Origin of the sequence: Actinoplanes sp. NPDC051475 (assembly GCF_040689425.1) — a bacterium.
Classification (GTDB): domain Bacteria; phylum Actinomycetota; class Actinomycetes; order Mycobacteriales; family Micromonosporaceae; genus Actinoplanes.
In genome coordinates this window covers 681162-703939 of sequence record NZ_JBFAZZ010000001.1, presented here as the reverse complement: position 1 = coordinate 703939, position 22778 = coordinate 681162, and the positions used below count along the sequence as shown (strand labels likewise).

Genomic DNA, 22778 nt, shown 5'->3' with positions numbered 1-22778 from the left:
GCACACTGGGTGGGTGCCCCGTCCCCCCGTACGGCTCGTCCTGATCGTCGCCGCAGTCCTGCTGACGGTCGCCGTGCTCGGCCTCGGCCTGCTCCGGGCGGCCACCTACGACGAGCCGCCGCCCGCGTCGATCGCCGGTCAGCAGGCGGTCCCGGCGAACGGCACGTCGGGGCGCTGCGGGCCGGTGCCGGCGCGGGCCACCCGCGAGCTGCGCGGCATGTGGCTCACCACGGTCATGAACATCGACTGGCCCAGCCGGCCCGGCCTGCCCGAGGCGCAGGTCAAGGCCGAGTACGTGAAGTGGCTGGACCTCGCCGTGGCGCAGCACCACAACGCGATCTTCGTGCACGTCCGGCCGTCCGGCGACGCGTTCTGGCCGTCGGCGTACGCGCCGTGGTCGGAGTGGCTGACCGGCAAACGGGACGGCCGCTCGCCCGGCTGGGACCCGATGGCGTTCATGGTCACCGAGGCGCACGCGCGCAACCTGGAGTTCCACGCGTGGTTCAACCCGTACCGTGGCACCCAGCCGGCCCCCGCCGGGCCCGGCGCCGACCTCACGAAGCTGGCGCCGAACCATCCGCTGCTCAAGCACCGCGACTGGGCGATCGCCTACCCCGACGGCGAGCGCGCCCGGCTGTACTTCGACCCCGGCAACCCGGCCGCGCGGAGGTTCGTCGAGGACGCGATGCTCGAGGCCGTGCAGAAGTACGACGTCGACGGCGTGCACTTCGACGACTTCTTCTACCCGTACCCGGAGGGCGGCGGGAACGCGTTCCGCGACGACGCCAGCTTCGCCCAACGCGCCGACAAGGCGCAGAGCCGCGCCCAGTGGCGGCGGCAGAACGTGAACACCCTGGTCCGCGAGATGAGCGAGCGGATCAAGAAGCTCAAGCCGTGGGTCAAGTTCGGGATCAGCCCGTTCGGGATCTGGCGCAACAAGGACACCGACCCGGCCGGCTCGGACACCCACGGCCTGGAGAGCTACGACACGATCTACGCCGACACCCGTACGTGGGTGCGCGAGGGTTGGCTGGACTACGTGGTGCCGCAGCTGTACTGGGCCATCGGCTTCGACAAGGCCGACTACGCCAAGGTGCTGCCCTGGTGGTCCGCGCTGGTCAAGGGCACCGGCGTGCAGCTCTACATCGGCCAGGGCGATTACCGGGTCGGGGAGAAGGGCCCGTGGCGTCAGCCCGACCAGATCGAGCGCCAGCTCACCCTCAACGCCAAGTACGGCGTCCAGGGCAGCGTGCACTTCAGCGCCAAGCAGATCCGCGACGACCGCCTCGGTTCGGTGACCCGCTATCGCACCCAGCACTACGCGACCCCGGCGCTGCTGCCCACCATGGCGAAGCTCCCGGCGCAGCCGCCGACCGCGCCCCGGGCCACCGCCGCGCGCCGCGCCGACGGTACGGTCGCCGTGGAGTGGCAGGCGAGCGGCGACACGAAGGCCGTCTCGTGGGCGCTCTACCGGGTCGACGGCGCTGCCGCGAACCTGGTAGCGACCGGACGGGCGGGCAGCCAGAAGGTCGTCGACCCGGCCCCACCGCCGGCCGGCGCCACGTACTGCCTGAGCGCCCTGGACCGCTCCGGGAACGAGAGCGCCTTGAGCAACCCCGTGTCGGTCAGCCCGTGACCTTGCCGTCCGCCACCTCGAAGTGGCGGTCGGTCCGTACCGCTTCCAGCATCCGCCGGTCGTGGGTGACCAGCAGCAACGTCCCGGGGTAGTCCGCCAGGGCGGACTCGAGCTGCTCGATGGCGGGCAGGTCCAGGTGGTTGGTCGGCTCGTCGAGCACCAGCAGGTTGACCCCGCGGGCCTGGAGCAGCGCCAGCGCCGCCCGGGTCCGCTCGCCGGGGGAGAGGGTGGCCGCGGGCCGCAGCACGTGCACCGCCTTCAGCCCGAACTTGGCGAGCAGCGTCCGCACGTCGGCGTCGGCCATCTCCGGCACGGCGGCGCCGAACGCGGTCAGCAACGGCTCGCCGCCGAGGAACAGCCCCCGCGCCTGGTCCACCTCGCCGACCACGACCTGCGGACCCAGGTGGGCGGCGCCGGCGTCCAGCGGCAGCCGGCCCAGCAGGGCGGCGAGCAGCGTCGACTTGCCCGAGCCGTTCGCGCCGGTGATCGCCACCCGGTCCGCCCAGTCGATCTGGAGAGTCGCCGGGCCGAGCGTGAAGGCGCCCCGGTGGACCACCGCGTCGCGCAGCGAGGCCACGACGGCGCCGGCGCGGGGCGCGACGGCGATCTCCATCTTCAGCTCCCACTCCTTGCGGGGCTCCTCCACGACATCCAGCCGCTCGATCATCCGCTGCGTCTGGCGGGCCTTCGCCGCCTGCTTCTCGGTCGACTCGGTGCGCATGCCCCGGCCGATCTTGTCGTTGTCCTTGGCCTTGCGGCGGGCGTTGCGGACCCCGTGCTCCATCCAGTTGCGCTGCATCCGCGCCCGGTCCTCGAGGGCGGACACCCTGCCGGCGTACTCGTCGTAGCTCTCCCGCGCGTGCCGGCGCAGCGTGGACCGTTCCTCGAGGTACGCGTCGTAGCCGCCGCCGTACAGGTGGATCCGTTGCTGGGCGAGGTCGAGCTCGAGGACCGCGGTGACCGTACGGGACAGGAACTCCCGGTCGTGGCTGACCAGCACCGTCCCGGCCCGCAGCCCGGTGACGAACTCCTCCAGCCGGCGCAGCCCGTCGAGGTCGAGGTCGTTGGTGGGCTCGTCCAGCAGGAACACGTCGTAGCGGCTGAGCAGCAGCGACGCCATCTGCGCCCGGGCCGCCTGCCCGCCGGACAGCGCGGTCGCCGGGTGGTCCAGCGTCACCGCCAGCCCCAGCTCCGCGGTGACCTGCTCCGCCCGCTCCTCCAGGTCGGCGCCGCCGAGGTCCAGCCAGCGTTCGAGCGCCGCCGCGTAGGTCTCCTCCGCGCCGGTCACCCCCTGCGCCAGCGCTTCCGCGGCCGCGTCCATGGCGGCCTGCGCCGGGCCCACCCCGGTGCGCCGGATCAGCAGGTCGCGGACCGTCTCGGCGGGGCGCTGCTCGCGCTCCTGCGGCAGATAGCCGACCGTGGCGGTGGGCGGGCTCAGCGAGACGGAGCCGGCCTCGACCGGCAGCAGGCCCGCGAGGGTACGCAGCAGCGTCGTCTTGCCGGCCCCGTTGGATCCCACCAGCCCGATCACGTCGCCGGGCCCCACCACCAGGTCGAGGCCGCTGAACAGGGTGCGGTCGCCGTGCCCCGCGGCGAGGTCCCGGGCGATCATCGTGGCGCTCATCGGGACCCGACTCTAGCGCCGGTTCAGCCGGGGATCGGCACCGCCGTGCCGCTCACCCGTACGCCGGCCTCTCCCGGGGTCAGCGTCACCGTCAGGTGCCCGGGGCGGCCCATGTCGGCACCCTGCGACACCTCCACCACCGCGTCGCCCTCGACCAGCCAGAGGTCGCGCAGGTAACCGCCGAACGCGGCCGCCGCGGCGCCGGTCGCCGGGTCCTCGTAGACGCCGCCGACCGGGAACGGGTTGCGCACGTCGAAGCGGTGCTCGTCCTCGCGCCAGACCAGCTGCACGGTGGTCCAGCCGCGGCGCTCCATCAGCGCCTTCAGCGCCGGCACGTCGTAGTCCAGCTCCGCGAGGCGCTGCCGGCTGTTCACCGCCACGATCGGGTGGTACGCCCCCGCGTACGCGACCCGCGGCGGCAGCGCCGGGTCCAGGTCCTCCCGGCCCCACCGCAGCGCACCCAGCAGGGCGTCCAGGTCCGCGTCGTCCAGGTCCGCCACCCGCGCCCCGACGCTGGTCAGCGTGGCGCGCCCGGCCTCGTCGACGGTCACCGGCACCTCACCGGCGTTCGTCACGAAGACGAAGGTGCCCGGCCCGCGCCGGTCGGCCAGGGCGACGGCCGTGCCGACGGTGGCGTGCCCGCAGAAGGGCACCTCGGCGAGCGGGCTGAAGTAGCGGACCCGCAGGACCCCGTCCCCGCGGTCCCCGGTGACGAAGGCGGTCTCCGAATAGCCCACCCCGGCGGCGATGGCCAGCATCTCCTCGTCGGAGAGGGCGCCTCCGTCCAGGACCACGCCGGCGGGGTTGCCGCCGTCCGGATCGGTGCTGAACGCCGCGTACCGCAGGATCTCGAGGTCTGTCATGACGCCGAGCCTGCCGGGCGGCAGCGTGCGGAACCAGGGCCAATCGCCCGGCTCTGGTCTTGGTCACCGGCCCCGGCCGCGGGGTAGCGTTCTCGAAGTGACAAAGGCTCCCACACCGCTTGTCCCCACACCGCCTACAGATCTTCCGCGTACCCTCGGCGAGCTGCGCGCCTCCGGGCACGAGTTCCGCACCGTGAAGCAGGAGTTGCGCGACAACCTCCTCGACCGTTTGCGCAGCGGCGCGCCGCGGTTCCCCGGCATCGTCGGCTACGACGACACCGTGCTGCCCGAGGTGGAGCGGGCGTTGCTCGCCGGCCACGACATGGTGCTGCTCGGCGAGCGCGGCCAGGGCAAGACCCGGCTCATCCGCGGCCTCGTCGGCCTGCTCGACGAGTGGACCCCGTACATCACCGGCTCGGAGCTGCGCGAGCACCCGTACCAGCCGCTGACCCCGGCCTCGCGCCGCCTCGCCGACCAGACCGGCGACCTGCTGCCGATCTCCTGGCTGCACCGCTCCGAACGGTACGGCGAGAAGCTCGCCACCCCGGACACCAGCGTCGGCGACCTGATCGGCGACGTCGACCCGATCAAGGTGGCCGAGGGGCGGGCACTGGGCGACCCGGACACCATCCACTTCGGCCTGGTGCCGCGGACCAACCGGGGCATCTTCGCCGTCAACGAGCTGCCCGACCTCGCGGAGCGCATCCAGGTCTCGCTGCTCAACGTGCTGGAGGAGCGCGACATCCAGGTCCGCGGCTACCAGCTGCGGCTCCCGCTCGACCTGCTGCTCGTGGCCTCGGCCAACCCGGAGGACTACACCAACCGGGGCCGTATCATCACCCCGCTCAAGGACCGCTTCGGCGCCGAGATCCGCACCCACTACCCGCTGGACATCGAGCTGGAGACGGCGCTGGTCCGGCAGGAGGCGGCCCTCGCGGCGGCGGTGCCCGACCACCTCGTGGAGGTCATCGCCCGCTACACCCGCGCCGTCCGCGAGTCGCCGGCCGTCGACCAGCGCTCCGGCATCTCCGCCCGGTTCGGCATCGCCGCCGCCGAGACCGTCGCCGCCTCCGCGCTGCGCCGGGCCGGGCTGCGCAACGAGCGCGAGGCGGTCGCCCGCATCTGCGACACCGTGTCGGTGACCAGCACCCTGCGCGGCAAGGTCGAGTTCGACAGCGGCGAGGAGGGCCGGGAGACCGAGATCCTCGCCCACCTGCTGCGCCTCGCCACCGCCGAGACGTTCCGGGCCCGGCTGTCCGGCCTCGACCTGTCCGGCTTCACCGACCTGGTGGCCGAGGGCGCGATCATCGAGACCGGCGACCTGGTCTCCGCCGAGGAGCTGCTCGGCCAGATCGGCACCGTGCCCGGCCTGGCCAAGGTGCTCGACCGGCTCGGCCTCGGCGACGCGCCCAGCCCCGGGCAGGCCGCCGCCGGCGTCGAGTTCGCCCTCGAGGGCCTGCACCTCACGCGCCGGCTGGCCAAGGAGCTGACCGACGACGGCCGCACCCTGTACGGGAACTGACCGTGACCGGCAACCGATTCCGGTACGGCGCGTGGCGCGACGGCCCCGACCCGCTCGCGCCGCCGTACGACGTACGGGCGGCCGTCGACGAGGTCGGCGAGCGGGTCCTGGGCGGCGAGAGCCTGCGCGACGCGCTGCGTGACCTCATCCGCCAGGGCCCGCGGGACGGCCGGGGGCTCGACGACCTGCGGGCCCGGGCGCGCCGGCTGCGCCGGGAGGCGCTGCGCCGGGGCAACCTCGACGGTGCCGTCACCCGGGCGCAGCAGCTGCTCGACCAGGCGCTCGCCGCCGAACGCGACGAACTGCGCGGCCGCGACGACATGGACGCCCGGTTCAACGAGGCGGTGCTGGACAACCTGCCCCGCTCCACGTCCCGCGCGGTCGAGGAGCTGTCCGGCTACGACTGGGCGAGTCCCGAGGCCCGCGCCCTCTACCAGCAGATCCTCGACGGCCTGCGCCGCGAGGTCGTCGAGCAACGCTTCGCCGGCATACGCGACGCGCTGCAGGGCCGCGACCCGGCCACCGACGCCCGCGTGGCCGAGATGGTGAGCGACCTCAACGACCTGCTCGGCAAGCACGCCCGCGGCGAGGACACCGACGACGCGTTCCAGCAGTTCATGGAGAAGCACGGCGAGTTCTTCCCGGAGCAGCCGGCCACCGTCGAGGAGCTGATCGACTCGCTGGCGCGCCGGGCCGCGGCGGCGGAGCGGCTGCTGCGCTCCCTCAGCCCGCAGCAGCGCGAAGAGCTCTCCCGGCTCATGGACCAGGCGTTCGGCGACGGGCCGCTGCGCGATCAGCTGGCCGAGCTGACCGCGAACCTCCAGGCGCTGCGGCCCCAGCTCAACTGGGGGCGCGGCGAGCGGATGCGCGGGGGAGAGGACCTCGGCTACGGCGACGCGGCCGCCGCGCTCGGCGAGATCGGCGAGCTGGACGAGCTGCTCGACCAGCTCGGCCAGGAGCATCCCGGCGCCACCCTCGACGACGTCGACGTGGAGGCGGTGGAGCGCCAGCTCGGCCGCGGCGCCGCCGACGACGTCCGCCGGCTCCGGGACCTCGAGCGGGAGCTGCGCCGGCAGGGCTGGGTGACCCGCGACGACGAGGGCCTGACGCTCTCGCCCAAGGCGCTGCGGCGGCTCGGGCACACGGCCCTGGCCCGGGTCTTCGACGACCTCGACGGCAAGCGGCGCGGCGAGCACGACCTGCGGGACGCCGGGGCGGCCGGCGACCTCATCGGCTCGTCGCGGCGGTGGCGCTTCGGCGACGAGCAGCCCCTCGACGTGGTGCGCACCATCGGCAACGCGGTTCGCCGCCGCGCCGGCGGTGGTACGGCCACCGTGCCCGTACGCCTCGAGCCGGAGGACTTCGAGGTCGCGGAGACCGAGCGCCGGGCCTCGGCCGTGGTGGCGCTCTGCGTCGACCTGTCGTATTCGATGTTCGCGGACGGCCGCTGGGGCCCCATGAAGCAGACCGCGCTCGCGTTGTCGCACCTGGTGGCCACGAAGTTCCCGCAGGACTCGCTGCAGATCGTGGGCTTCGGCCGGCACGCCGTGCCGCTGACGCAGGGCGAGCTCGCGGGCATCGAGCCGGACATGGTGCAGGGCACCAACCTGCAGCACGCCCTCAAGCTGGCCGGCCGGCATCTGCGGCGGCACCCGGGCGCGGAGCCGGTGGTGCTGGTGGTCACCGACGGCGAGCCGACCGCGCACCTGGAGGACGACGGTTCGGCGTTCTTCACCTGGCCGACGACGCCGGAGACCGTGCGGCTGACGGTCCAGGAGGTGGACCAGCTCACCCGGTACGGCGCGACGCTGAACCTCTTCATGCTCGGGGAGGACCCGGGGCTGCGCCGGTTCGTGGACGCGGTGGCCAAGCGCAGTGGCGGACGGGTGTTCAGCCCGGATGTCAGCGAGCTGGGTCGCTACGTGGTGGACGACTACGTACGGAGCCGGCGCGGCAAACGCTGAGGCCCCGCCGTTTCCTATCTTCCTAGGATGCGCTACGGCGTGTGCGACGGGTGACAGGCGGTGAAGCCACGGCACGGGGTGGTCCGGGCCCGCGGCGTGGCTGGATATAGTGACTCGGCGAGTGAGCGGCCCGGCGTGCCGGCGGCCATCCGGGGGGACGGCGGCAGGTGCCGCACCCGGGCCGGGCTGGTGGGGTTCGCGGCCGGTTCGGGGGAGAGGGGGCGCCATGTCGCAGCAGGCTGCGCCTTTCGCCACGGACCGCATCTGGACCCTGCCCAACGTGATCAGCTTCGTGCGCCTGCTGGGCGTGCCGCTCTTCCTCTATCTGCTGCTCGGGCCGGAGAGCGACGTCGCGGCCGTGATCGTGCTCGCGCTCGGCGGCACCACCGACTGGGTCGACGGGTACATCGCCCGGCGGATGAACTCGGTGAGCCGGCTCGGCGAGCTGCTCGACCCGTTCGCCGACCGGCTCTACATCCTGGCGACGCTCATCGGCTTCACCCTGCGCGAGGTCGTCCCGTGGTGGCTGACCGCGGCCCTGCTGCTGCGCGAGGCCGTGCTCGGCGTCGCGCTGCTGGTGCTGCGCCGCCACGGGTACGGGCCCCCGCCCGTGCACTACGTCGGCAAGACCGGCACGTTCGTGCTGCTCGGGGCGTTTCCCGTGCTCCTGCTCGCCGAGGCGGTGCCGGCCGCGCACAGCGTCGCCGCGCCGATCGGGTGGGGCCTGGCCTGGTGGGCGCTCGGCCTGTACTGGGCGGCCGCCGTCCTCTACCTGGCGCAGACCCGGGCGCTCCTGCGCGCCGACCGTGCCGCGGACTCGCGCGAGGCTGTCGCCGGATGACCTCGCCCGACGGCGGCACCGACGGCGCCCAGCGCCGGACGTACACCCCGGACTTCCTCACCGAGCTGTTCCGCAACCCGCTGGATCCCGGCTACGCCGACGCCGCCGCCCGCCGGGCCCGCGGCGAGGGTCCGACTGCCGGGCGCCGGAGGCTGCTCAGCGGCGTCAGCGCCGTGACCCTGGCCGGGGTGGGCTTCCTGCTCGTGGTGGCCTACCAGCAGACGGTCGCGGACGAGCCGGCCCGCGCCCGGGCCCGCGACACCCTCGTCGAGCAGGTCCAGGGCCGCCGCGAGGAGACCGCCGAGCTCCAGGAGCGCGCCGACCGGCTCCGGGCCGAGGTGGCCGGCCTGCGGGAGCGGCAACTGGGCGGTGCCGCCGTGGCGCGGCTCGAGGGCATGGAGGCCGAGACCGGGCTGGCGCCGGTGCGCGGTTCCGGCGTACGGGTCACCGTCGGCGACGGCCCCACCCCGATCGACCCCGTCACCGGTGAACGCCGCAGCGAGGCCCGGGTCCGCGACACCGACCTCCAGCTCGCCACGAACGCGCTGTGGGCGGCCGGCGCCGAGGCGATCGCCGTCAACGGCCAGCGGCTCACCGCGACGTCGACGATCCGCCAGGCCGGCGAGGCGATCCTGGTCGACTTCCGCCCGGTGACGACGCCGTACCAGGTGGTCGCGATCGGCCCGGCGTCCCTGGTGGAGGACTTCCGCGACGGCGCGGCGGGCAAGTTCTTCCACGCCCTGAGCAGCAAGTACGGCATGTCGTTCGACGTGACCGAGGTCCGCGGCGTGACCCTCGACGCCGCCACCGCACCCCGCCTGCGCCAGGCCACCCCGTCGGCGGCGCCGCCGGCCTCCTCGTCGTCCCCGTCCCGAACCCCGTCGAAAGGCGGCTGATGATCGCCGTACTCGCCCTGATCGCCGGTGTCGTCCTCGGCATCGTCTTCCATCCGACGGTGCCGCCGGGGTTGCAGCCGTACCTTCCCATCGCGGTGGTGGCCGCGCTCGACGCGGTCTTCGGCGGGGTACGGGCGAAGCTCGACGGCATCTTCGACGACAAGCAGTTCGTCGTGTCGTTCATCGCGAACGTGGTGGTGGCGGCGGTGATCGTCTACCTGGGCGACCAGCTCGGCGTGGGCAGCCAGCTCTCGACGGGCGTCGTGGTGGTCCTGGGCGTCCGCATCTTCGGTAACGTGGCGGCGATCCGCCGGCATCTCTTCCGGGCGTAGGGCGAACCGATGAGCGACGAGAAGAACCCCCGGCCGGGCGAGACGCCGCCCGAGCCCTCCCTTGCGTCCCTCGATCCGGTCGATTCTCAGCCGGCCGCCTCGGACGAGCCGACCGTCGTCACCTCGCCCGAGGTGGGCGGCCCGATCTCGACCGACACCGACACCGTCGCCTCTCCCGAGCCCGAGCCCGAGCCGGCTCCCGGGTCCGACCCCGAGCCCGTGCCGGAGCCCGTCGCGGCGGCGGCCGAGCCGGACCCGGCCGGTGATCCCGCGGCGCCGGCACCCGAGCCTGCGGGCCGGGTACCCGAGAAGGTCCTGGCGCCGTGGCGGCGGCTCTCCTCGGCCGGCGCGCTGATCTGGGTGCTGCTGGCGCTGTTCAGTTTCACCCTGGTGGTGCAGCTGCGCAGCAACGACGCCGACTCCGGGCTGGCCTCGGCCCGGCAGGAGGACCTGGTCCGGATCCTGTCCGACCTGGAGGCCCGCGACCAGCGGCTGCAGCAGGAGATCAACGGCTTGGAGGAGAGCCAGCGTCAGCTGACCTCCGGGGTCGCCGGGCGGCAGGCGGCGCTGGCCGAGGCCGACAAGCGGGCGGAGGAGCTGGGGCTGCTCTCCGGCACGCTGCCCGCGACCGGGCCCGGCCTGAGGATCACCATCGACCCGAAAGGGCAGCCGATCAAGGCGTCGGCGGTCCTCAACGCGGTCCAGGAGCTGCGCGGCGCCGGCGGCGAGGTGATGGAGCTCGTCGGCAACAACGGCGTCGCCGTGCGCATCGTCGCGTCGTCGTATTTCGTCGACGCCGACGGCGGTGAGGTGATCGTCGACGGCAAGCAGCTCAGCGGTCCTTACACCCTCTGGGTGATCGGGGTGCCGGCGACGATGCAGACTGCCTTGCAGATCCCCGGTGGGGTGGTGGCGTCGGTGAGCCAGGCCGGCGGTAACGTGACCATGGAGCAGCGCACTTCGGTCGACGTGACCGCGGTGCGTCAGCCCGCCAGCCTGCAGTACGCGCGTCCGGTCTCCTGAGCGGACGCGCTTGTCGACGGAGGAATGTGTGATTCCCGAGGATCTGCGCTACACGGCCGAGCACGAGTGGGTGTCCGGCGACGGCACCGGCCCCGTGCGCGTGGGCATCACCCACTTCGCGCAGGACGCGCTCGGCGACATCGTCTTCGTGCAGCTGCCCGAGGAGGGCACGGCGGTGCAGGCCGGTGACCAGCTCGGCGAGATCGAGTCGACGAAGAGCGTGTCGGAGATCTACGCGCCCGTGGCGGGCACCGTGGTGGCCCGCAACGCGACGCTGGCCGACGAGCCCGAGTTGATCAACGCCGAGCCGTACGCGGCCGGCTGGCTCGTCGAGATCGCCCCGGACGACCCGTCGGCCCTGACCGGGCTGCTGGACGCCGAGGCGTACAAGGCCCTGACCGACGGCTGATCCGCCGTCCACGCGGCTCGGTCCGGCAACGTCCGCGCGTCTGGTTGCCCGGCATTTGCGCGCTGACTAGGCTCGCGGAGCACATGTAGAAACCGTTATTACTTCGAAACCGATAGTCGTACGTCCGGAGCACCGGGCAGCGGCGGCGGGGGCGCTGCGCACCGGACCTCACGTCCGGCTCGCTCACCCTTCGTCGTCGGGCGGCGACCGAAACAGATCCGTGAGGTGGTCCATGACGCGCCCAGACGACGAGTTCCCCCCGCTCGACGTCACGTCCACGCTGAACCTCGGAGCGCTCGACGAGGTGCTCGAGGGACCTGAGACCGACGTGGTGCCGAGCCGGATGTCCGGTTCGCTGCCGCCCGGTATGGCCCTGCTGGTGGTGCGCCGGGGCCCGAACGCGGGCGCGCGCTTCCTGCTGGACCACGACGTGACCACGAGCGGGCGGCACCCCGACAGTGACATCTTCCTCGACGACGTGACGGTCTCGCGCCGGCACGCCGAGTTCCACCGCGACGGCGGCACCTTCACGGTCCGCGACGTCGGCTCCCTCAACGGCACGTACGTGAACCGCGAGCGCGTCGAGTCCGCGACGCTCAGCAACGGCGACGAGGTCCAGATCGGCAAGTTCCGCCTGGTCTTCATCGCCGGTCCGCGGCCGGAGGGCGAGGGCGGCGGGGCGTGAACCCGGCGGGGGCGGCCGCACACGACCCGGGCGCGCGCCCGGGTCGTGACGTCGCGCTGATGAGCATCGGGGAGGTGCTGGCCCAGCTGCGCACGGAGTTCCCGGACACGACGATCTCCAAGCTCCGGTTCCTGGAGGCGGAGGGGCTGGTCGACCCGCAGCGCACCGCCTCCGGCTACCGCAAGTACTCGTGGAACGACGTGGCCCGGCTGCGGTTCGTGCTGACCGCGCAGCGGGACCAGTACCTCCCGCTGCGCGTGATCCGCGAGCAGCTCGAGGCCCTCGAGCGGGGCGACGACCCGCTCAGCCGCCAGCGCCCGTCGCTGGTGGCGGTCGGCTCGGAGACGGAGGTGGCCGCGGACGCCGCGGACACCCGGGTGGCGCGAGCCGACCTGATCGAGCGCACCGGCATCGCCGAGCAGCTCCTGACGGAGCTCGAACAGATCGGCGTTGTCACGTCCCGGCCCCCGGGCTGGTACGACAACGACGCGCTGGTGATCGTGGAGGCGGTGGTGGGCCTGACCCGCCACGGCCTCGAGGCCCGGCACCTCCGGGCGTTCCGCACCGGCGCGGACCGCGAGGTCGGGCTGTTCACCCAGCTCCTGGCGCCGCTGGTCCGCCAGCAGGACCCGGCGGCGCGGGCCCGGGCGGCGGAGACTGCCCGCGAGCTGCAGGCGCTGTCCCAGCGGCTGCATGCGGCCCTGGTGCGGGCGGGCCTCCGCGACACATTGGGTCGCTGAGCGACGCCGGTTTCCCTGGCGACGGGGAGCATTACGCCGAGCGCTGAACAACGTCACGACGAACGCGGCGGACCGGTCGCGGAGATCATCGGGCCGCCGCGCGGGAACAGGCGATGACCAGCGGCCGAAGGGCGATTCGGCGCCACCCCGCGGGGTAACCGCAGTGGGATCGGACACGGACCTCGTGTGGCGCTCGTCGCGGGGCGCCCGTGTACCGTGCAGGATAGGGCGGGAAACAGCCTGGCGGTCACCGTTTCACTCGGGGGGCCGGCGGGGCGGCGACGACGTGCGACACGGAGGCGGGCGGTGCGCGAGCTGAGCGTGGTCGGGGTTCGGGTAGAGCTGCCCAGCAACCAGCCGATCGTCCTGCTCAGGGAGGTCGACGGGGATCGTTACCTGCCGATCTGGATCGGCGCGGTGGAGGCGACCGCCATCGCGTACGAGCAGCAGGGCGTCAAACCGGCACGGCCGCTGACCCACGACCTGCTCCGTGACGTCCTCGCCGCGCTCCAGGCGCCGCTGAAGGCCGTCGAGATCACGGAGCTCAAGGAGAACGTCTTCTACGCCGACCTGCTGATCGGCGACGACCTGCGAGTGTCGGCCCGCCCGAGCGACTCGATCGCGCTGGCGCTGCGTGTGGGCGCCCCGATCCGCTGTGCGGACCAGGTGCTGACCGAGGCGGGGATCGTCATCCCGGACGAGCAGGAGGACGAGGTGGAGAAGTTCCGCGAGTTCCTCGACCAGGTCCGCCCGGAGGACTTCGCCGGCTGACCCGGCCCGGCACGATCGTGCCGGATGAGCGTGGAAATGCGCCCTGAACTGCCCTTTCGTGAATAATGCATTGACGGTCACCACATGTCCGGTCGTCCATACGCGGCGTGTCGCGTCATTACCTCCCTGTTTCCCGGCACGCTGAGTTATAGGCTCGTGAAGTCCAGGTGAAGCGGCACCGCGCAGCGGGGAGGTAGTCGCGTGCACGACTCAGATCCTCAGGAGGGTCCTCTCGTCGGCGAGGACGACGAGGTCGGGTATCGCGGGGTCACCGCGTGCCAGGCGGTCGGCATCAGCTACCGCCAGCTCGACTACTGGGCCCGTACCACCCTCGTCGTGCCCAGCATCCGGGACGCGTCCGGGTCGGGGACCCAGCGGCTCTACTCGTTCCGGGACCTGGTCGTCCTCAAGGTGGTCAAGCGCCTGCTGGACGCCGGAGTCTCGTTGCAGAACATCCGCAAGGCGATCGAGACGCTGCGCTCGCGCGGGGTTGACGACCTCGCCGGCATCACGCTGATCTCGGACGGCACCACCGTCTACGAGTGCCGGTCGCCGGAGGAGGTCGTCGATCTGCTCCAGGGCGGCCAGGGCGTCTTCGGCATCGCCATCGGCGGCGCCTTCAAGGAGATCCAGGGCTCGCTGTCGCACCTGCCCGCCGAGCCGGCCGCGGCGGCGCAGCCGGTCGGCACCCCGGCCCAGCCCGCCGCGGGCGACGAGCTCGCCGCCCGCCGGGCCCGGCGCCGTGCCGGCTGACCGGGTTCAGGGCTGCGCCGTCTCCTGCAACAGCCGCAGCACCAGCGCCAGGGGCGGCCAAGTAGCCCGGCCGCGTCGCACCACGGCATAGCTGCGCAGCCACACCGGCGTACCGATCAACGGCAGCAGCCGCACCCCCGCCGCCGGCCGCCGGTCGGGGAGCAGAGCGACCCCCATCCCGGCCACGATCAGGTCCTCCACGAGATCCAGACTGTCGGCCCGATGCGCGATCCGGGGCGTGCAGCCCGCCAAGGCGGCAACGGTACGCACGACGTCCTCGTCCGCGGTGTTGCGCGAGTTGACGATCCAGTCACCGCCCGCGAAGTCGGCGAAGCCACTGCCCGGCGCCTCCGAGGCGACCGCGAGAGCCCACGGTGTGCGCCACAGCGGGAACACCTCCCGGGCCGGGTCCGGCGCCGCCGGGGCGAGGTTGTAGTCGTACGTCAGCGCCAGATCGACGGCATCGGCGGCGAGCATGGCGAACGCCTCGGCGGGCTCGTGCTCACGGATGCTCAGCCGTACCCGTGGATGCGCCTCCGCCAGCCTGGCGGCGACCGGCAGCAGCGAGCGGCGTACCCCCGTGGCGAAGCCCGCCACCCGCACGTCTCCGGACGGCTCGGCGTCCGGTGCCAGGTCGAGCCGTGCCTCGTCGACCGCGGCGAGGATGGTCACCGCGTGGTCGGCGAGCCGCCGCCCGGCCGGGGTGAGCCGCACCCGGCGGCCGTCCGGTTCGACGAGTGCCGTGCCGGCCTCGCGGGCCAGGACGGCGAGCTGCTGCGAGACGGTGGACGTGGTGAGGTGCAGCACATCGGCGACCTCCCGCATCGAGCCGAGCCGGGACAGTTCCAGCAGCAGGCGCAGACGGCGGGTCTCCATCCCGCCATCGTCCGGCATCGGCGAACGGTTGGTCCAGGATTATCACGTGGACGCGTACGGTCATGCGGCGTGTACTGGTGCCCATGCGCTCCGAAGCCCGTACCGGGACCGCCATGGCCCTCGCCTCGATGCTCCTCGTGCAGCTGGGGCTCGCGGCGTCGGTCGGCCTGATCGACCAGCTCGGGGCCGTCGGCACCGCCTGGCTGCGCCTGGCCTGGGCGGGCGTGATCCTGCTGGTGCTGGTCCGTCCCCGCCGGGGCGCGTTCTCCCGCGGTGCCCTCCCGGCCTGCATCGCGCTGGGTGTGGTGACCGCGAGCGTCACGATGCTGTTCATGGCCGCCGTGGCGCGGCTGCCGCTCGGCACCGCCAGCGCTCTGGAGTTCCTCGGGCCGCTCGGGGTGGCCGTGGTTCGCGGCCGCCGCGGGACGTTGCTGTGGCCGGCGCTCGCCGGGGTGGGCGTCGTGCTGCTCACCGAGCCGTGGCACGGCGGCATCGACCTCGCCGGCGTCGGGTTCGCGCTGGGTGCTGCGGTGTGCTGGGCGGCGTACATCGTGCTCACCCAGCGGGTCGGGGACGGCGTCTCGGGCTTCCATGGCCTGGCGGTGTCGATGCCCGTGGCGGGCGTGGTGGCCACCGTCGTCGCCGGGCCGTCGGTGCTGCCCGTGCTGACCTGGCAGCTGCTGCTGGCCGGCCTGGGGCTGGCGGTGGTGCTGCCGGTCGTACCGTTCGCGCTGGAGTTCCTGGCGCTGCGCCGGCTCACCACCGCGGCTTTCGGGACGCTGATGAGCCTCGAGCCGGGCTTCGCCCTGGTCATCGGCCTGCTCGTGCTGGGGCAGCGGCCCGGCTGGGTGCCGGTGGCGGGCATCGCCTTCGTGGTCGCCGCCGGCGTCGGCGCAGAACGCACCGGCGGCCGCCGCCCGACCCCGGCGGCCGCGAGCCCGGCGGCTGTCAGCCCGGCGGCCGAGAGACCGGCGGCGCTGGACGGCGATGAGAAGGCGCCGTGCCAGGCCGGCGCTGCGCCAGGACGAGCGAACCTCGGAAAAGGTTGACGCCGAACGAGATCAACTATTCGGGGCCCTCACCAGTCTCTCTCTGCACACACCGCCCCCGGTGCGAAGGAGAGATGCCATGCCCGTCCGCGGTCTCGCCGTCCCGGCCGTCCTCACCGCCGTCCTGCTCTCCGGTTGCGGAGCGGTCGCCTCCGGCAGCGAGCCGCCACCGCCGCCGCCCCGGCACTCGTCCGGCACACCGGCCGCGCCCGCATCCAAGGCTCCCGTGGTCACCTACCCCGAGGCCGGCGACGGCAAGTTCGCCGCCGCCACGGCAGAGCGGGCATCGGACGCCCCGGGCACGATGCTGCGCTACCGGGTGCTGGTCGAGAAGGACATCACCGGCATCAGCCCGGGTACGTTCGCCGGCACCGTCCAGGCCACCCTGGCCGATCCGCGCGGGTGGACCGCCGGCGGCGAGCGCTCGTTCCGGCGCGTCGAGGGCCGCCAGCCGTACGACTTCACGATCTACCTGGTGACCCCGGGTACGCGCGACGACCTGTGCCAGGACGTCCCGGACGGCTACACCTCCTGCCGAAACGGGGACAAGGTGGTGCTCAACGTCGCCCGCTGGGTCAAGGGCGTCCCTGGCTACGGCGCACCCTTGAGCGTGTATCGGCAGTACATGGTCAACCACGAGGTCGGGCATCGCCTGGGCAACGGCCACGAACGCTGTCCCGGCCAAGGCCGCCCGGCGCCGATCATGCAGCAGCAGACCTTGGGGCTGCACGGTTGCAAGGCCAACCCCTGGCCGTACCGCGACGGTCAGCGCTACACCGGCTCGTCCGGCGTCTACGACGACCGGATGCCGCCGCGGGACCGGGGCTCTCGGGGATGAGGGCCGGGCACCACCGGCGGTGGCGCCCGGCCGCGGGGCGGTTACCGGAACAGGCTGCCGTCGCGGTACTCGACGGTGGCGCGTACGGGGGTGGTGAGCGGGTCGTCCGGGAGCGTGACCGGGCCGATTCGGGCCGGCCGTTCGACCAGGACGCAGACCTCCTCGCCGGGCCACCACCAGCCGGTGGCGCGGGCGAGGGCGGCCCACTCCTCCAGGTGGGCTGCGTCGCGGGGCGCCGGCTGGGACAGGCCGAGCCGGTGCATGACGTCGTGGTGGGCGATCCAGGGCGCGTCCTGCTGGCCGTACCAGCAGATCGGCAGCGTGGCCGGCGGCCCGAGCGCGGCCCGGACCGGCAGCGCGACGCCGTGCATCAGCGCCGAGCGCAGCGCGTCCCGGACGCTCTGCCCCAGCACCACACGCAGCGGCACCCCGGCCTCGATGGCCGGTACGGGCGGCAGCACCGGCCACGGCTTGTCGCCCTTGCGGACCTTCCGTACCGGTTCAAGATCGGGATGGACGGCCGCCTCGTCGAGGGCGGCGCGCAGGCGGGCCCAGGTCGCGGCGAGGTCGACGGCGATCGGCGGCCTGCCGGCCGGCTGGTCCGGCCACAGCCATGCGTGCAGGTCGTCGTGGCCCGGGATGCCGGCGGTGTGCGGCAGCGCGGCGGCGGGGGAGGTCACCCAGGTGAAGCGGGGCCGCTCGCGGCCCTGCCGCAGATAGAAGCGGGTCAGGATCCGTTCGGCGGTCTCCCGGTCGGCGGGCCCGGTGGCGAGTCCCACGCCGAGCCATTCCCGGCGCCCTTCGTCGGCCCGGTGCCAATGATCGAGAACTGTGGCGGCGCCTCTGCGCCGCACGGTGGCGGTCAACGCGTGAGGGCGCGCACGCCCTTTCGGTCAGCGGTCATCATGCGCACCACCATCGCGGATCATCCCCGCGGCGGCAACCCGGTTTCCGGAGCGGGTTCCCGCTCGTCGTAGACCCCGGCCGGGCCGGTGTAGCGCTGACCGTCGCGGTACGGCCAGGGGTTGGCCTTGCAACCGTGCAGCCCCAAGGTCTGCTGCTGCATGATCGGCGCCGGGCGGCCCTGGCCGGGACAGCGTTCGTGGCCGTTGCCCAGGCGATGCCCGACCTCGTGGTTGACCATGTACTGCCGATACACGCTCAAGGGTGCGCCGTAGCCGGGGACGCCCTTGACCCAGCGGGCGACGTTGAGCACCACCTTGTCCTCATTGCGGCACGAGGTGTACGCATCCCGCGAACTGCCGCACAGCACGTCCCGGGTCCGCGGCGTGGCGAGGTAGATCGTGAAGTCGTACGGCTGACCGGGACCCGAGCGCCGCAGCCGCAGCGTGCCCCCGGCCGTCCAGCTGCGCGGATCGTCGAGCGTGGCCGTCACCGCATCGGCGAAGCCCTGCAGAGCCAGCCCCTTGATGTCCCGTTCGACCCGTACGCGGTAGCGCAGCACCCTGCCGCCCTTCCCGCCGGTACGCGACGACGCCGGGGCCGTCCGCCACTCCGCGCCTCCCCGGGCGGGGTAGGTGACCTTCTCGGCGCGGGCGGCGTGGGCCGTTGACGAGGTGGCCAGTGGGGCGGGTGCGGCCGCTGGTTCCGGAGTCACAGCGGGCAGCGGGCTGCACGCGGCGACCGCGGGCACAACCACGCCCAGCAGCGCCGCAGCCACCCGGATCCGCCCCATATCCGACCATCGGCGCCCCCGCCGATCAGCTGAGCCGGGCGATTCTGTCGGAGGTGACCGCTACGGTCTGCCCGTGACTGCGAACCTCGACGACTTCTACCGCGACGTCGCCACCATCGCCCTGACGGCGGGGGAGAAGCACGGCTTCGTGCTCGGCGGCGGCGTCGCCTGGCTGGTCAACGGCCTGGTCCGGCGTCCCACCGAGGACATCGACCTGTTCACCGACACCGCCGGCGCCGTCGAGGCCGCCGCCGCGGGGGTGACCGGTGCCCTCACCGCCGCCGGCTACCAGGTGTTCCGCGAGGTCGGCGACGAGATGTTCGCGGGCATGGACGAGGACCTGCGGGAGTATCACGTCGCCGACGGGCGGCGGGCGCTGCGGCTCACCCTCACCCGCCTCGACCGGCGCCGGGCGCCCGTGGTGATGGACGTCGGCCCGGTCATGCACCTCGACGACCTGGTGGCCTCGAAGGTCGCCGCCCTGGTCAACCGCCGGGAAGTGCGCGACTACATCGACGTCGCGGCCGCGCTCGAACGCTATCCGCTGGCCCGGGTGCTGGAGCTCGCCCACGCGCTGGACGACACCCTGGAGAACGAGGACATCGCCGACGCCGGTCGCTACCTGGACCGCCTCGACGACGCCCGGTTCGCCGTCTACGGGCTCTCCGCCGCCGACGTGGCCCGGCTGCGGGAGCGACTGGCGGGCTGGCCGCGATGAGCGCAACCGTTTCGCAACCGGACGCGTCCCGGCCGGCAACCGCGCGCACCGAATCTTGCTGTCAGCGAGGCCAGTCAGACCAGGAAGGCTCCCGGAATGCGCCAGAGAATCGGTTCCACCATCGCCGTCTTCGCCGCCGTCATCGGCCTCGCGGGCAGCGTCGCCGGCCCGATCTACGCGGCGCTCGCCGCGTAGGTCACCGCTCCCAACTCCACAGCAAGGTCCCTTCCGTGGCCGGGCGCGTGTGCGCCCGGCCACGGTGCTGTCCGCGGACGGGCTGCTCATAGACTGGCCGCATCATGAATCTCACCGAACGCCTGCCCGGCACCGCCGAACCCGACGCCGTCTTCGACGCCTTCCAGACCTGGGTCGCCGAGCAGGGCCTGACGCTCTATCCCCACCAGGAGGAGGCGCTCATCGAGATCGCCACCGGGGCGAACGTCATCCTCAACACCCCGACCGGCTCCGGCAAGAGCCTGGTGGCGACCGGCGCGCACTTCGCGGCCCTGGCGCAGAAGCGCACCACCTTCTACACCGCCCCGATCAAGGCGCTGGTCTCGGAGAAGTTCTTCGCCCTCTGCGCGGTCTTCGGCGCGCACAACGTCGGCATGCTCACCGGCGACGCCAGCGTGAACGCCGACGCCCCGATCATCTGCTGCACCGCCGAGATCCTGGCCAACCTGGCGCTGCGCGAGGGCGCCGACGCCGACGTCGGCCAGGTCGTGATGGACGAGTTCCACTTCTACGCCGAACCCGACCGCGGCTGGGCCTGGCAGGTGCCGCTCATCGAGCTGCCCCAGGCGCAGTTCCTGCTGATGTCGGCCACGCTGGGCGACACCACCCGGTTCGTCGACGACCTGTCGCGGCGCACCGGGCGTGAGACCGCCGTGGTCGCCAACGCCGAGCGGCCGGTCCCGCTGCTCTTCTCGTACGCGATGACGCCGCTGCACGAGACCATCGAGGAACTGCTGACCACCCACCAGGCGCCGGTGTACATCGTGCACTTCACCCAGGCGGCCGCCCTGGAGCGCGCGCAGTCCCTGATGAGCATCAACATGTGCACCCGCGCCGAGAAGGACGCGATCGCCGCGGCGCTGGGCGGCTTCCGGTTCACCGCGGGCTTCGGGCGTACGCTCACGCGCCTGGTGCGCCACGGCATCGGCGTGCACCACGCCGGCATGCTGCCCAAGTACCGCCGCCTGGTGGAGACCCTCGCGCAGGCGGGCCTGCTCAAGGTCATCTGCGGTACGGACACCCTCGGCGTCGGCATCAACGTGCCCATCCGCACGGTGCTGTTCACCGGCCTGTCCAAGTACGACGGGGTGAAGACGCGGCTGCTCAAGGCGCGCGAGTTCCACCAGATCGCGGGCCGGGCCGGCCGGGCCGGGTTCGACACCCTCGGCACGGTCATCGTGCAGGCACCGGAGCACGTCATCGACAACGAGCGCTCGCTCGCCAAGGCCGGCGACGACCCGAAGAAGCGCCGCAAGGTCGTGCGCAAGAAGCCGCCGGAGGGCACGATCGGCTGGGGCCAGCCCACCTTCGACCGCCTCGTCGCCGCCGACCCGGAGCCGCTGACGTCGTCGTTCCAGGTCTCGCACGCGATGCTGCTCAACGTGCTCGCCCGCGGCGGCGACCCGTTCGCGGCGATGCGGCACCTGCTGACCGACAACCACGAGGAGCCCGCCGCGCAGCGCCGGCACGTCCGCCGGGCCATCGCGATCGCCCGCGCCCTGCTGGCAGGCGGCGTCGTCGAGAAGGTCGACGGCACCTATCGCCTGGTCGACGACCTGCAGCTGGACTTCGCCCTCAACCAGGCCCTGTCACCGTTCGCCCTGGCCTGCCTCGAGCTGCTCGACCGCGAGTCGCCGGACTACCCGCTCGACGTCGTGTCGGTCATCGAGGCCACCCTGGAGGATCCCCGCCAGGTGCTCTCGGCCCAGCGGTTCAAGGCCAAGGGCGAGGCGGTCAACGCCATGAAGGCCGAGGGCATCGAGTACGACCAGCGCATGGAACTCCTCGAGGAGGTCACGTACCCGAAGCCGCTCGTGGACCTGCTCGAGTCCGCGTATGAGACCTACCGCCGCGGGCATCCCTGGGTGGCGGACCACGAGCTCAAGCCCAAGGCCGTCGTCCGCGACATGTACGAGCGCGCGATGACCTTCACCGAGTACGTGTCCTTCTACGGCCTGTCCCGCTCCGAGGGGCTGGTCCTGCGCTACCTCGCCGACGCGTTCCGGGCGCTGCGGCAGACGGTGCCGGAGGACGCCCGTACCGAAGAACTGACGGACCTCATCGAATGGCTGGGTGAGCTGGTCCGCCAGGTCGACTCGAGCCTGCTGGACGAGTGGGAGCGGCTGCGCAACCCGGGAGCGGAGATCGCCGAGCCGTCGCCGCTGGACGACAAGCCCCCGGCGGTCACCCGCAACACCCGGGCGTTCCGCGTCCTGGTCCGCAACGCCCTGTTCCGCCGCGTCGAACTCTTCGCCCTGCGCCGCGCCGAGGACCTGGGCGAGCTCGACGCCGAGTCCGGCTGGACGACGGACCGCTGGATCGAGGCGCTGGAGGACTACTACGCGGAATACCCGGTGGTCGGCACCGGCCCGTCGGCGCGCGGCCCGGCGTTGCTGCAGATCGAGGCGGGCCCGGCGGTCTGGAAGGTCCGCCAGGTCTTCGAGGACCCGGAGGGCGACCACGACTGGGGCATCGACGCCGAGATCGACCTGGCGGCCAGCGACGAGGCGGGCGCCGCGGCGATCCGCATCATCGCCGTGGGACCGCACTGACCTCCGCGGCCGTCTCGCGGGTGGTGTTCCGGCCTGCCGCCAGCGGTAGCCCGTAGACCACCAGCAACCAGACGGCGATGAGGAGCCGGTCGCGCTGAAGCTGGTTCGGATGACCGATCTGATTCCCCAGGCCCGCCAGGGCGGCGGCGAGGATCGTGAAGGTCACGGAGCGACACCCCACACTACGAGCGTCAGGGGTGATCGCCGTTGCGCGTCGGACCAGGCCGCCAAGAACTGCGCGTCGGCTCGCAGCCACTGCAGGACGGGGTGGGGGACGTCGGGCTGACGGAACTGCTGGGTCAGCAGGTCCTGTATGGATTCGACGGCCCCCGGCCAGCCGAGCAGCTTCGCGCCGGCATCCTGCACGACGGCCGCCGCAGCCGCTGTCACGGCGACCGTCCAAGCTCCCGTTTCCGGCCGTCCGGCACGACGGTGCCGCCACGCCACGCCGCGACGGCTGCGGTCGCGGCCAATGCGGCGGCGAAGAGGAGGAACTGGGAGTACCTGACGACCATGCCGACACCGAAGCCGGCGGCCAGCAGGATCAGGCCCCGGTTCCGCATCCCAGCGTGCGCAGCATGAGGAACACCAGCACGCTGCCGAGCAGCACGATGATCAGCGTGGTCGCCCACATTCCCGTCCTCGCGCCGGCCAGGGCCACCCCGGGGGCGTAGAGCACGGCCACTGCGGGCCAGGAAGATGGCTTCGTAGCGCGGCGAGGTGACGGGCCCGCCGGTGGAGATGCCGGGCCGTGCA

Annotated in this window: 25 protein-coding genes; 16 read left to right on the top strand and 9 right to left on the bottom strand. The window is 73.0% G+C overall.

Going from position 1 to position 22778, the window contains the following annotated elements:
- The first annotated feature begins 13 nt into the window (after positions 1–13).
- Positions 14–1636 carry a family 10 glycosylhydrolase gene (locus AB0368_RS03245; RefSeq protein ID WP_366152114.1) on the top strand — a complete coding sequence of 541 codons (1623 nt, stop codon included), beginning with the start codon at positions 14–16 and terminating at the stop codon, positions 1634–1636.
- Here AB0368_RS03245 and AB0368_RS03240 read toward each other — a convergent pair.
- Positions 1626–3260: an ABC-F family ATP-binding cassette domain-containing protein gene (locus tag AB0368_RS03240; RefSeq protein ID WP_366152113.1), complete on the bottom strand. Its 1635-nt coding sequence runs from the start codon at positions 3258–3260 to the stop codon at positions 1626–1628. The two genes, AB0368_RS03245 and AB0368_RS03240, sit on opposite strands and share 11 nt — an antisense overlap.
- 23 nt (positions 3261–3283) lie before the next feature.
- Positions 3284–4123 carry a PhzF family phenazine biosynthesis isomerase gene (locus AB0368_RS03235; protein ID WP_366152112.1) on the bottom strand — a complete coding sequence of 280 codons (840 nt, stop codon included), beginning with the start codon at positions 4121–4123 and terminating at the stop codon, positions 3284–3286.
- A gap of 97 nt (positions 4124–4220) precedes the next feature.
- Between AB0368_RS03235 and AB0368_RS03230 the strand changes: the two genes are divergently transcribed.
- The 11 genes from AB0368_RS03230 (at position 4221) to AB0368_RS03180 (ending at position 14059) form a co-directional block, all read left to right on the top strand.
- A complete protein-coding gene (locus AB0368_RS03230; protein ID WP_366152111.1) occupies positions 4221–5645 on the top strand; it encodes a sigma 54-interacting transcriptional regulator in 1425 nt (474 codons plus the stop codon).
- 2 nt (positions 5646–5647) lie between these two features.
- Positions 5648–7609 carry a VWA domain-containing protein gene (locus tag AB0368_RS03225; protein ID WP_366152110.1) on the top strand — a complete coding sequence of 654 codons (1962 nt, stop codon included), beginning with the start codon at positions 5648–5650 and terminating at the stop codon, positions 7607–7609.
- Positions 7610–7835: 226 nt separating this feature from the next.
- Positions 7836–8450: a CDP-alcohol phosphatidyltransferase family protein gene (locus AB0368_RS03220; protein WP_366152109.1), complete on the top strand. Its 615-nt coding sequence runs from the start codon at positions 7836–7838 to the stop codon at positions 8448–8450.
- A complete protein-coding gene (locus AB0368_RS03215) occupies positions 8447–9346 on the top strand; it encodes a DUF881 domain-containing protein (RefSeq protein ID WP_366152108.1) in 900 nt (299 codons plus the stop codon). The genes AB0368_RS03220 and AB0368_RS03215 overlap by 4 nt, the downstream gene beginning before the upstream one ends.
- Entirely contained in the window at positions 9346–9678 is a 333-nt protein-coding gene (locus AB0368_RS03210) for a DUF1290 domain-containing protein (protein WP_366152107.1), read from the top strand. Before AB0368_RS03215 ends, AB0368_RS03210 begins: the two co-directional genes overlap by 1 nt.
- 9 nt (positions 9679–9687) lie before the next feature.
- A complete protein-coding gene (locus AB0368_RS03205; protein WP_366152106.1) occupies positions 9688–10701 on the top strand; it encodes a DUF881 domain-containing protein in 1014 nt (337 codons plus the stop codon).
- A gap of 28 nt (positions 10702–10729) precedes the next feature.
- Positions 10730–11110, top strand: coding sequence for a glycine cleavage system protein GcvH (gene gcvH, locus AB0368_RS03200; protein WP_366152105.1), 381 nt, complete (start codon positions 10730–10732; stop codon positions 11108–11110).
- 232 nt (positions 11111–11342) lie between these two features.
- Entirely contained in the window at positions 11343–11795 is a 453-nt protein-coding gene (locus tag AB0368_RS03195) for an FHA domain-containing protein (RefSeq protein ID WP_067499957.1), read from the top strand.
- A 59-nt stretch (positions 11796–11854) separates the two neighbouring features.
- Positions 11855–12535 (top strand): MerR family transcriptional regulator, encoded by a 681-nt coding sequence (locus AB0368_RS03190; RefSeq protein ID WP_366152104.1) that lies wholly within the window; start codon positions 11855–11857, stop codon positions 12533–12535.
- A gap of 306 nt (positions 12536–12841) precedes the next feature.
- Complete coding sequence (locus AB0368_RS03185) at positions 12842–13306, top strand: bifunctional nuclease family protein (protein WP_360637853.1); 465 nt, start codon at positions 12842–12844, stop codon at positions 13304–13306.
- Between the two features lie 201 nt (positions 13307–13507).
- The gene (locus AB0368_RS03180) at positions 13508–14059 is read left to right on the top strand and encodes a MerR family transcriptional regulator (RefSeq protein ID WP_366152103.1); all 552 of its coding nucleotides are present in this window, start codon (positions 13508–13510) and stop codon (positions 14057–14059) included.
- Positions 14060–14065: 6 nt separating this feature from the next.
- Here the strand turns inward: AB0368_RS03180 and AB0368_RS03175 are convergent, their stop codons facing one another.
- Positions 14066–14935, bottom strand: coding sequence for a LysR substrate-binding domain-containing protein (locus AB0368_RS03175; protein WP_366152102.1), 870 nt, complete (start codon positions 14933–14935; stop codon positions 14066–14068).
- Positions 14936–15018: 83 nt separating this feature from the next.
- Here AB0368_RS03175 and AB0368_RS03170 point away from each other — a divergent pair, with 83 nt between their 5' ends.
- Together AB0368_RS03170 and AB0368_RS03165 are read left to right on the top strand one after the other, a co-directional pair.
- On the top strand, positions 15019–15984 hold the full coding sequence (locus tag AB0368_RS03170; RefSeq protein WP_366152101.1) for an EamA family transporter: 966 nt from the start codon (positions 15019–15021) through the stop codon (positions 15982–15984).
- Between the two features lie 79 nt (positions 15985–16063).
- Entirely contained in the window at positions 16064–16822 is a 759-nt protein-coding gene (locus AB0368_RS03165; RefSeq protein WP_366152100.1) for a DUF3152 domain-containing protein, read from the top strand.
- Between the two features lie 41 nt (positions 16823–16863).
- On the opposite strand, the gene AB0368_RS03160 is transcribed toward AB0368_RS03165, so the two are convergent.
- Positions 16864–17688, bottom strand: a complete 825-nt coding sequence (locus AB0368_RS03160; RefSeq protein ID WP_366152099.1) for a DUF6745 domain-containing protein — start codon at positions 17686–17688, stop codon at positions 16864–16866.
- Between the two features lie 59 nt (positions 17689–17747).
- Positions 17748–18503 carry a DUF3152 domain-containing protein gene (locus AB0368_RS03155; RefSeq protein ID WP_366152098.1) on the bottom strand — a complete coding sequence of 252 codons (756 nt, stop codon included), beginning with the start codon at positions 18501–18503 and terminating at the stop codon, positions 17748–17750.
- An 88-nt stretch (positions 18504–18591) separates the two neighbouring features.
- Between AB0368_RS03155 and AB0368_RS03150 the strand changes: the two genes are divergently transcribed.
- Positions 18592–19236, top strand: a complete 645-nt coding sequence (locus tag AB0368_RS03150) for a nucleotidyl transferase AbiEii/AbiGii toxin family protein (RefSeq protein ID WP_366152097.1) — start codon at positions 18592–18594, stop codon at positions 19234–19236.
- A 299-nt stretch (positions 19237–19535) separates the two neighbouring features.
- Positions 19536–22022, top strand: coding sequence for a DUF3516 domain-containing protein (locus tag AB0368_RS03145; protein WP_366152096.1), 2487 nt, complete (start codon positions 19536–19538; stop codon positions 22020–22022).
- On the opposite strand, the gene AB0368_RS03140 is transcribed toward AB0368_RS03145, so the two are convergent.
- From AB0368_RS03140 to AB0368_RS03125, 4 genes are read right to left on the bottom strand one after another with little or no spacing between them, the layout of a single operon-like run.
- On the bottom strand, positions 22000–22188 hold the full coding sequence (locus AB0368_RS03140) for a hypothetical protein (RefSeq protein ID WP_366152095.1): 189 nt from the start codon (positions 22186–22188) through the stop codon (positions 22000–22002). The two genes, AB0368_RS03145 and AB0368_RS03140, sit on opposite strands and share 23 nt — an antisense overlap.
- Positions 22185–22412: a hypothetical protein gene (locus AB0368_RS03135; RefSeq protein WP_366152094.1), complete on the bottom strand. Its 228-nt coding sequence runs from the start codon at positions 22410–22412 to the stop codon at positions 22185–22187. The genes AB0368_RS03140 and AB0368_RS03135 overlap by 4 nt, the downstream gene beginning before the upstream one ends.
- Positions 22409–22585, bottom strand: coding sequence for a hypothetical protein (locus AB0368_RS03130; RefSeq protein ID WP_366152093.1), 177 nt, complete (start codon positions 22583–22585; stop codon positions 22409–22411). The genes AB0368_RS03135 and AB0368_RS03130 overlap by 4 nt, the downstream gene beginning before the upstream one ends.
- A complete protein-coding gene (locus AB0368_RS03125; RefSeq protein ID WP_366152092.1) occupies positions 22567–22707 on the bottom strand; it encodes a hypothetical protein in 141 nt (46 codons plus the stop codon). Before AB0368_RS03125 ends, AB0368_RS03130 begins: the two co-directional genes overlap by 19 nt.
- Positions 22708–22778 lie beyond the last annotated feature (71 nt).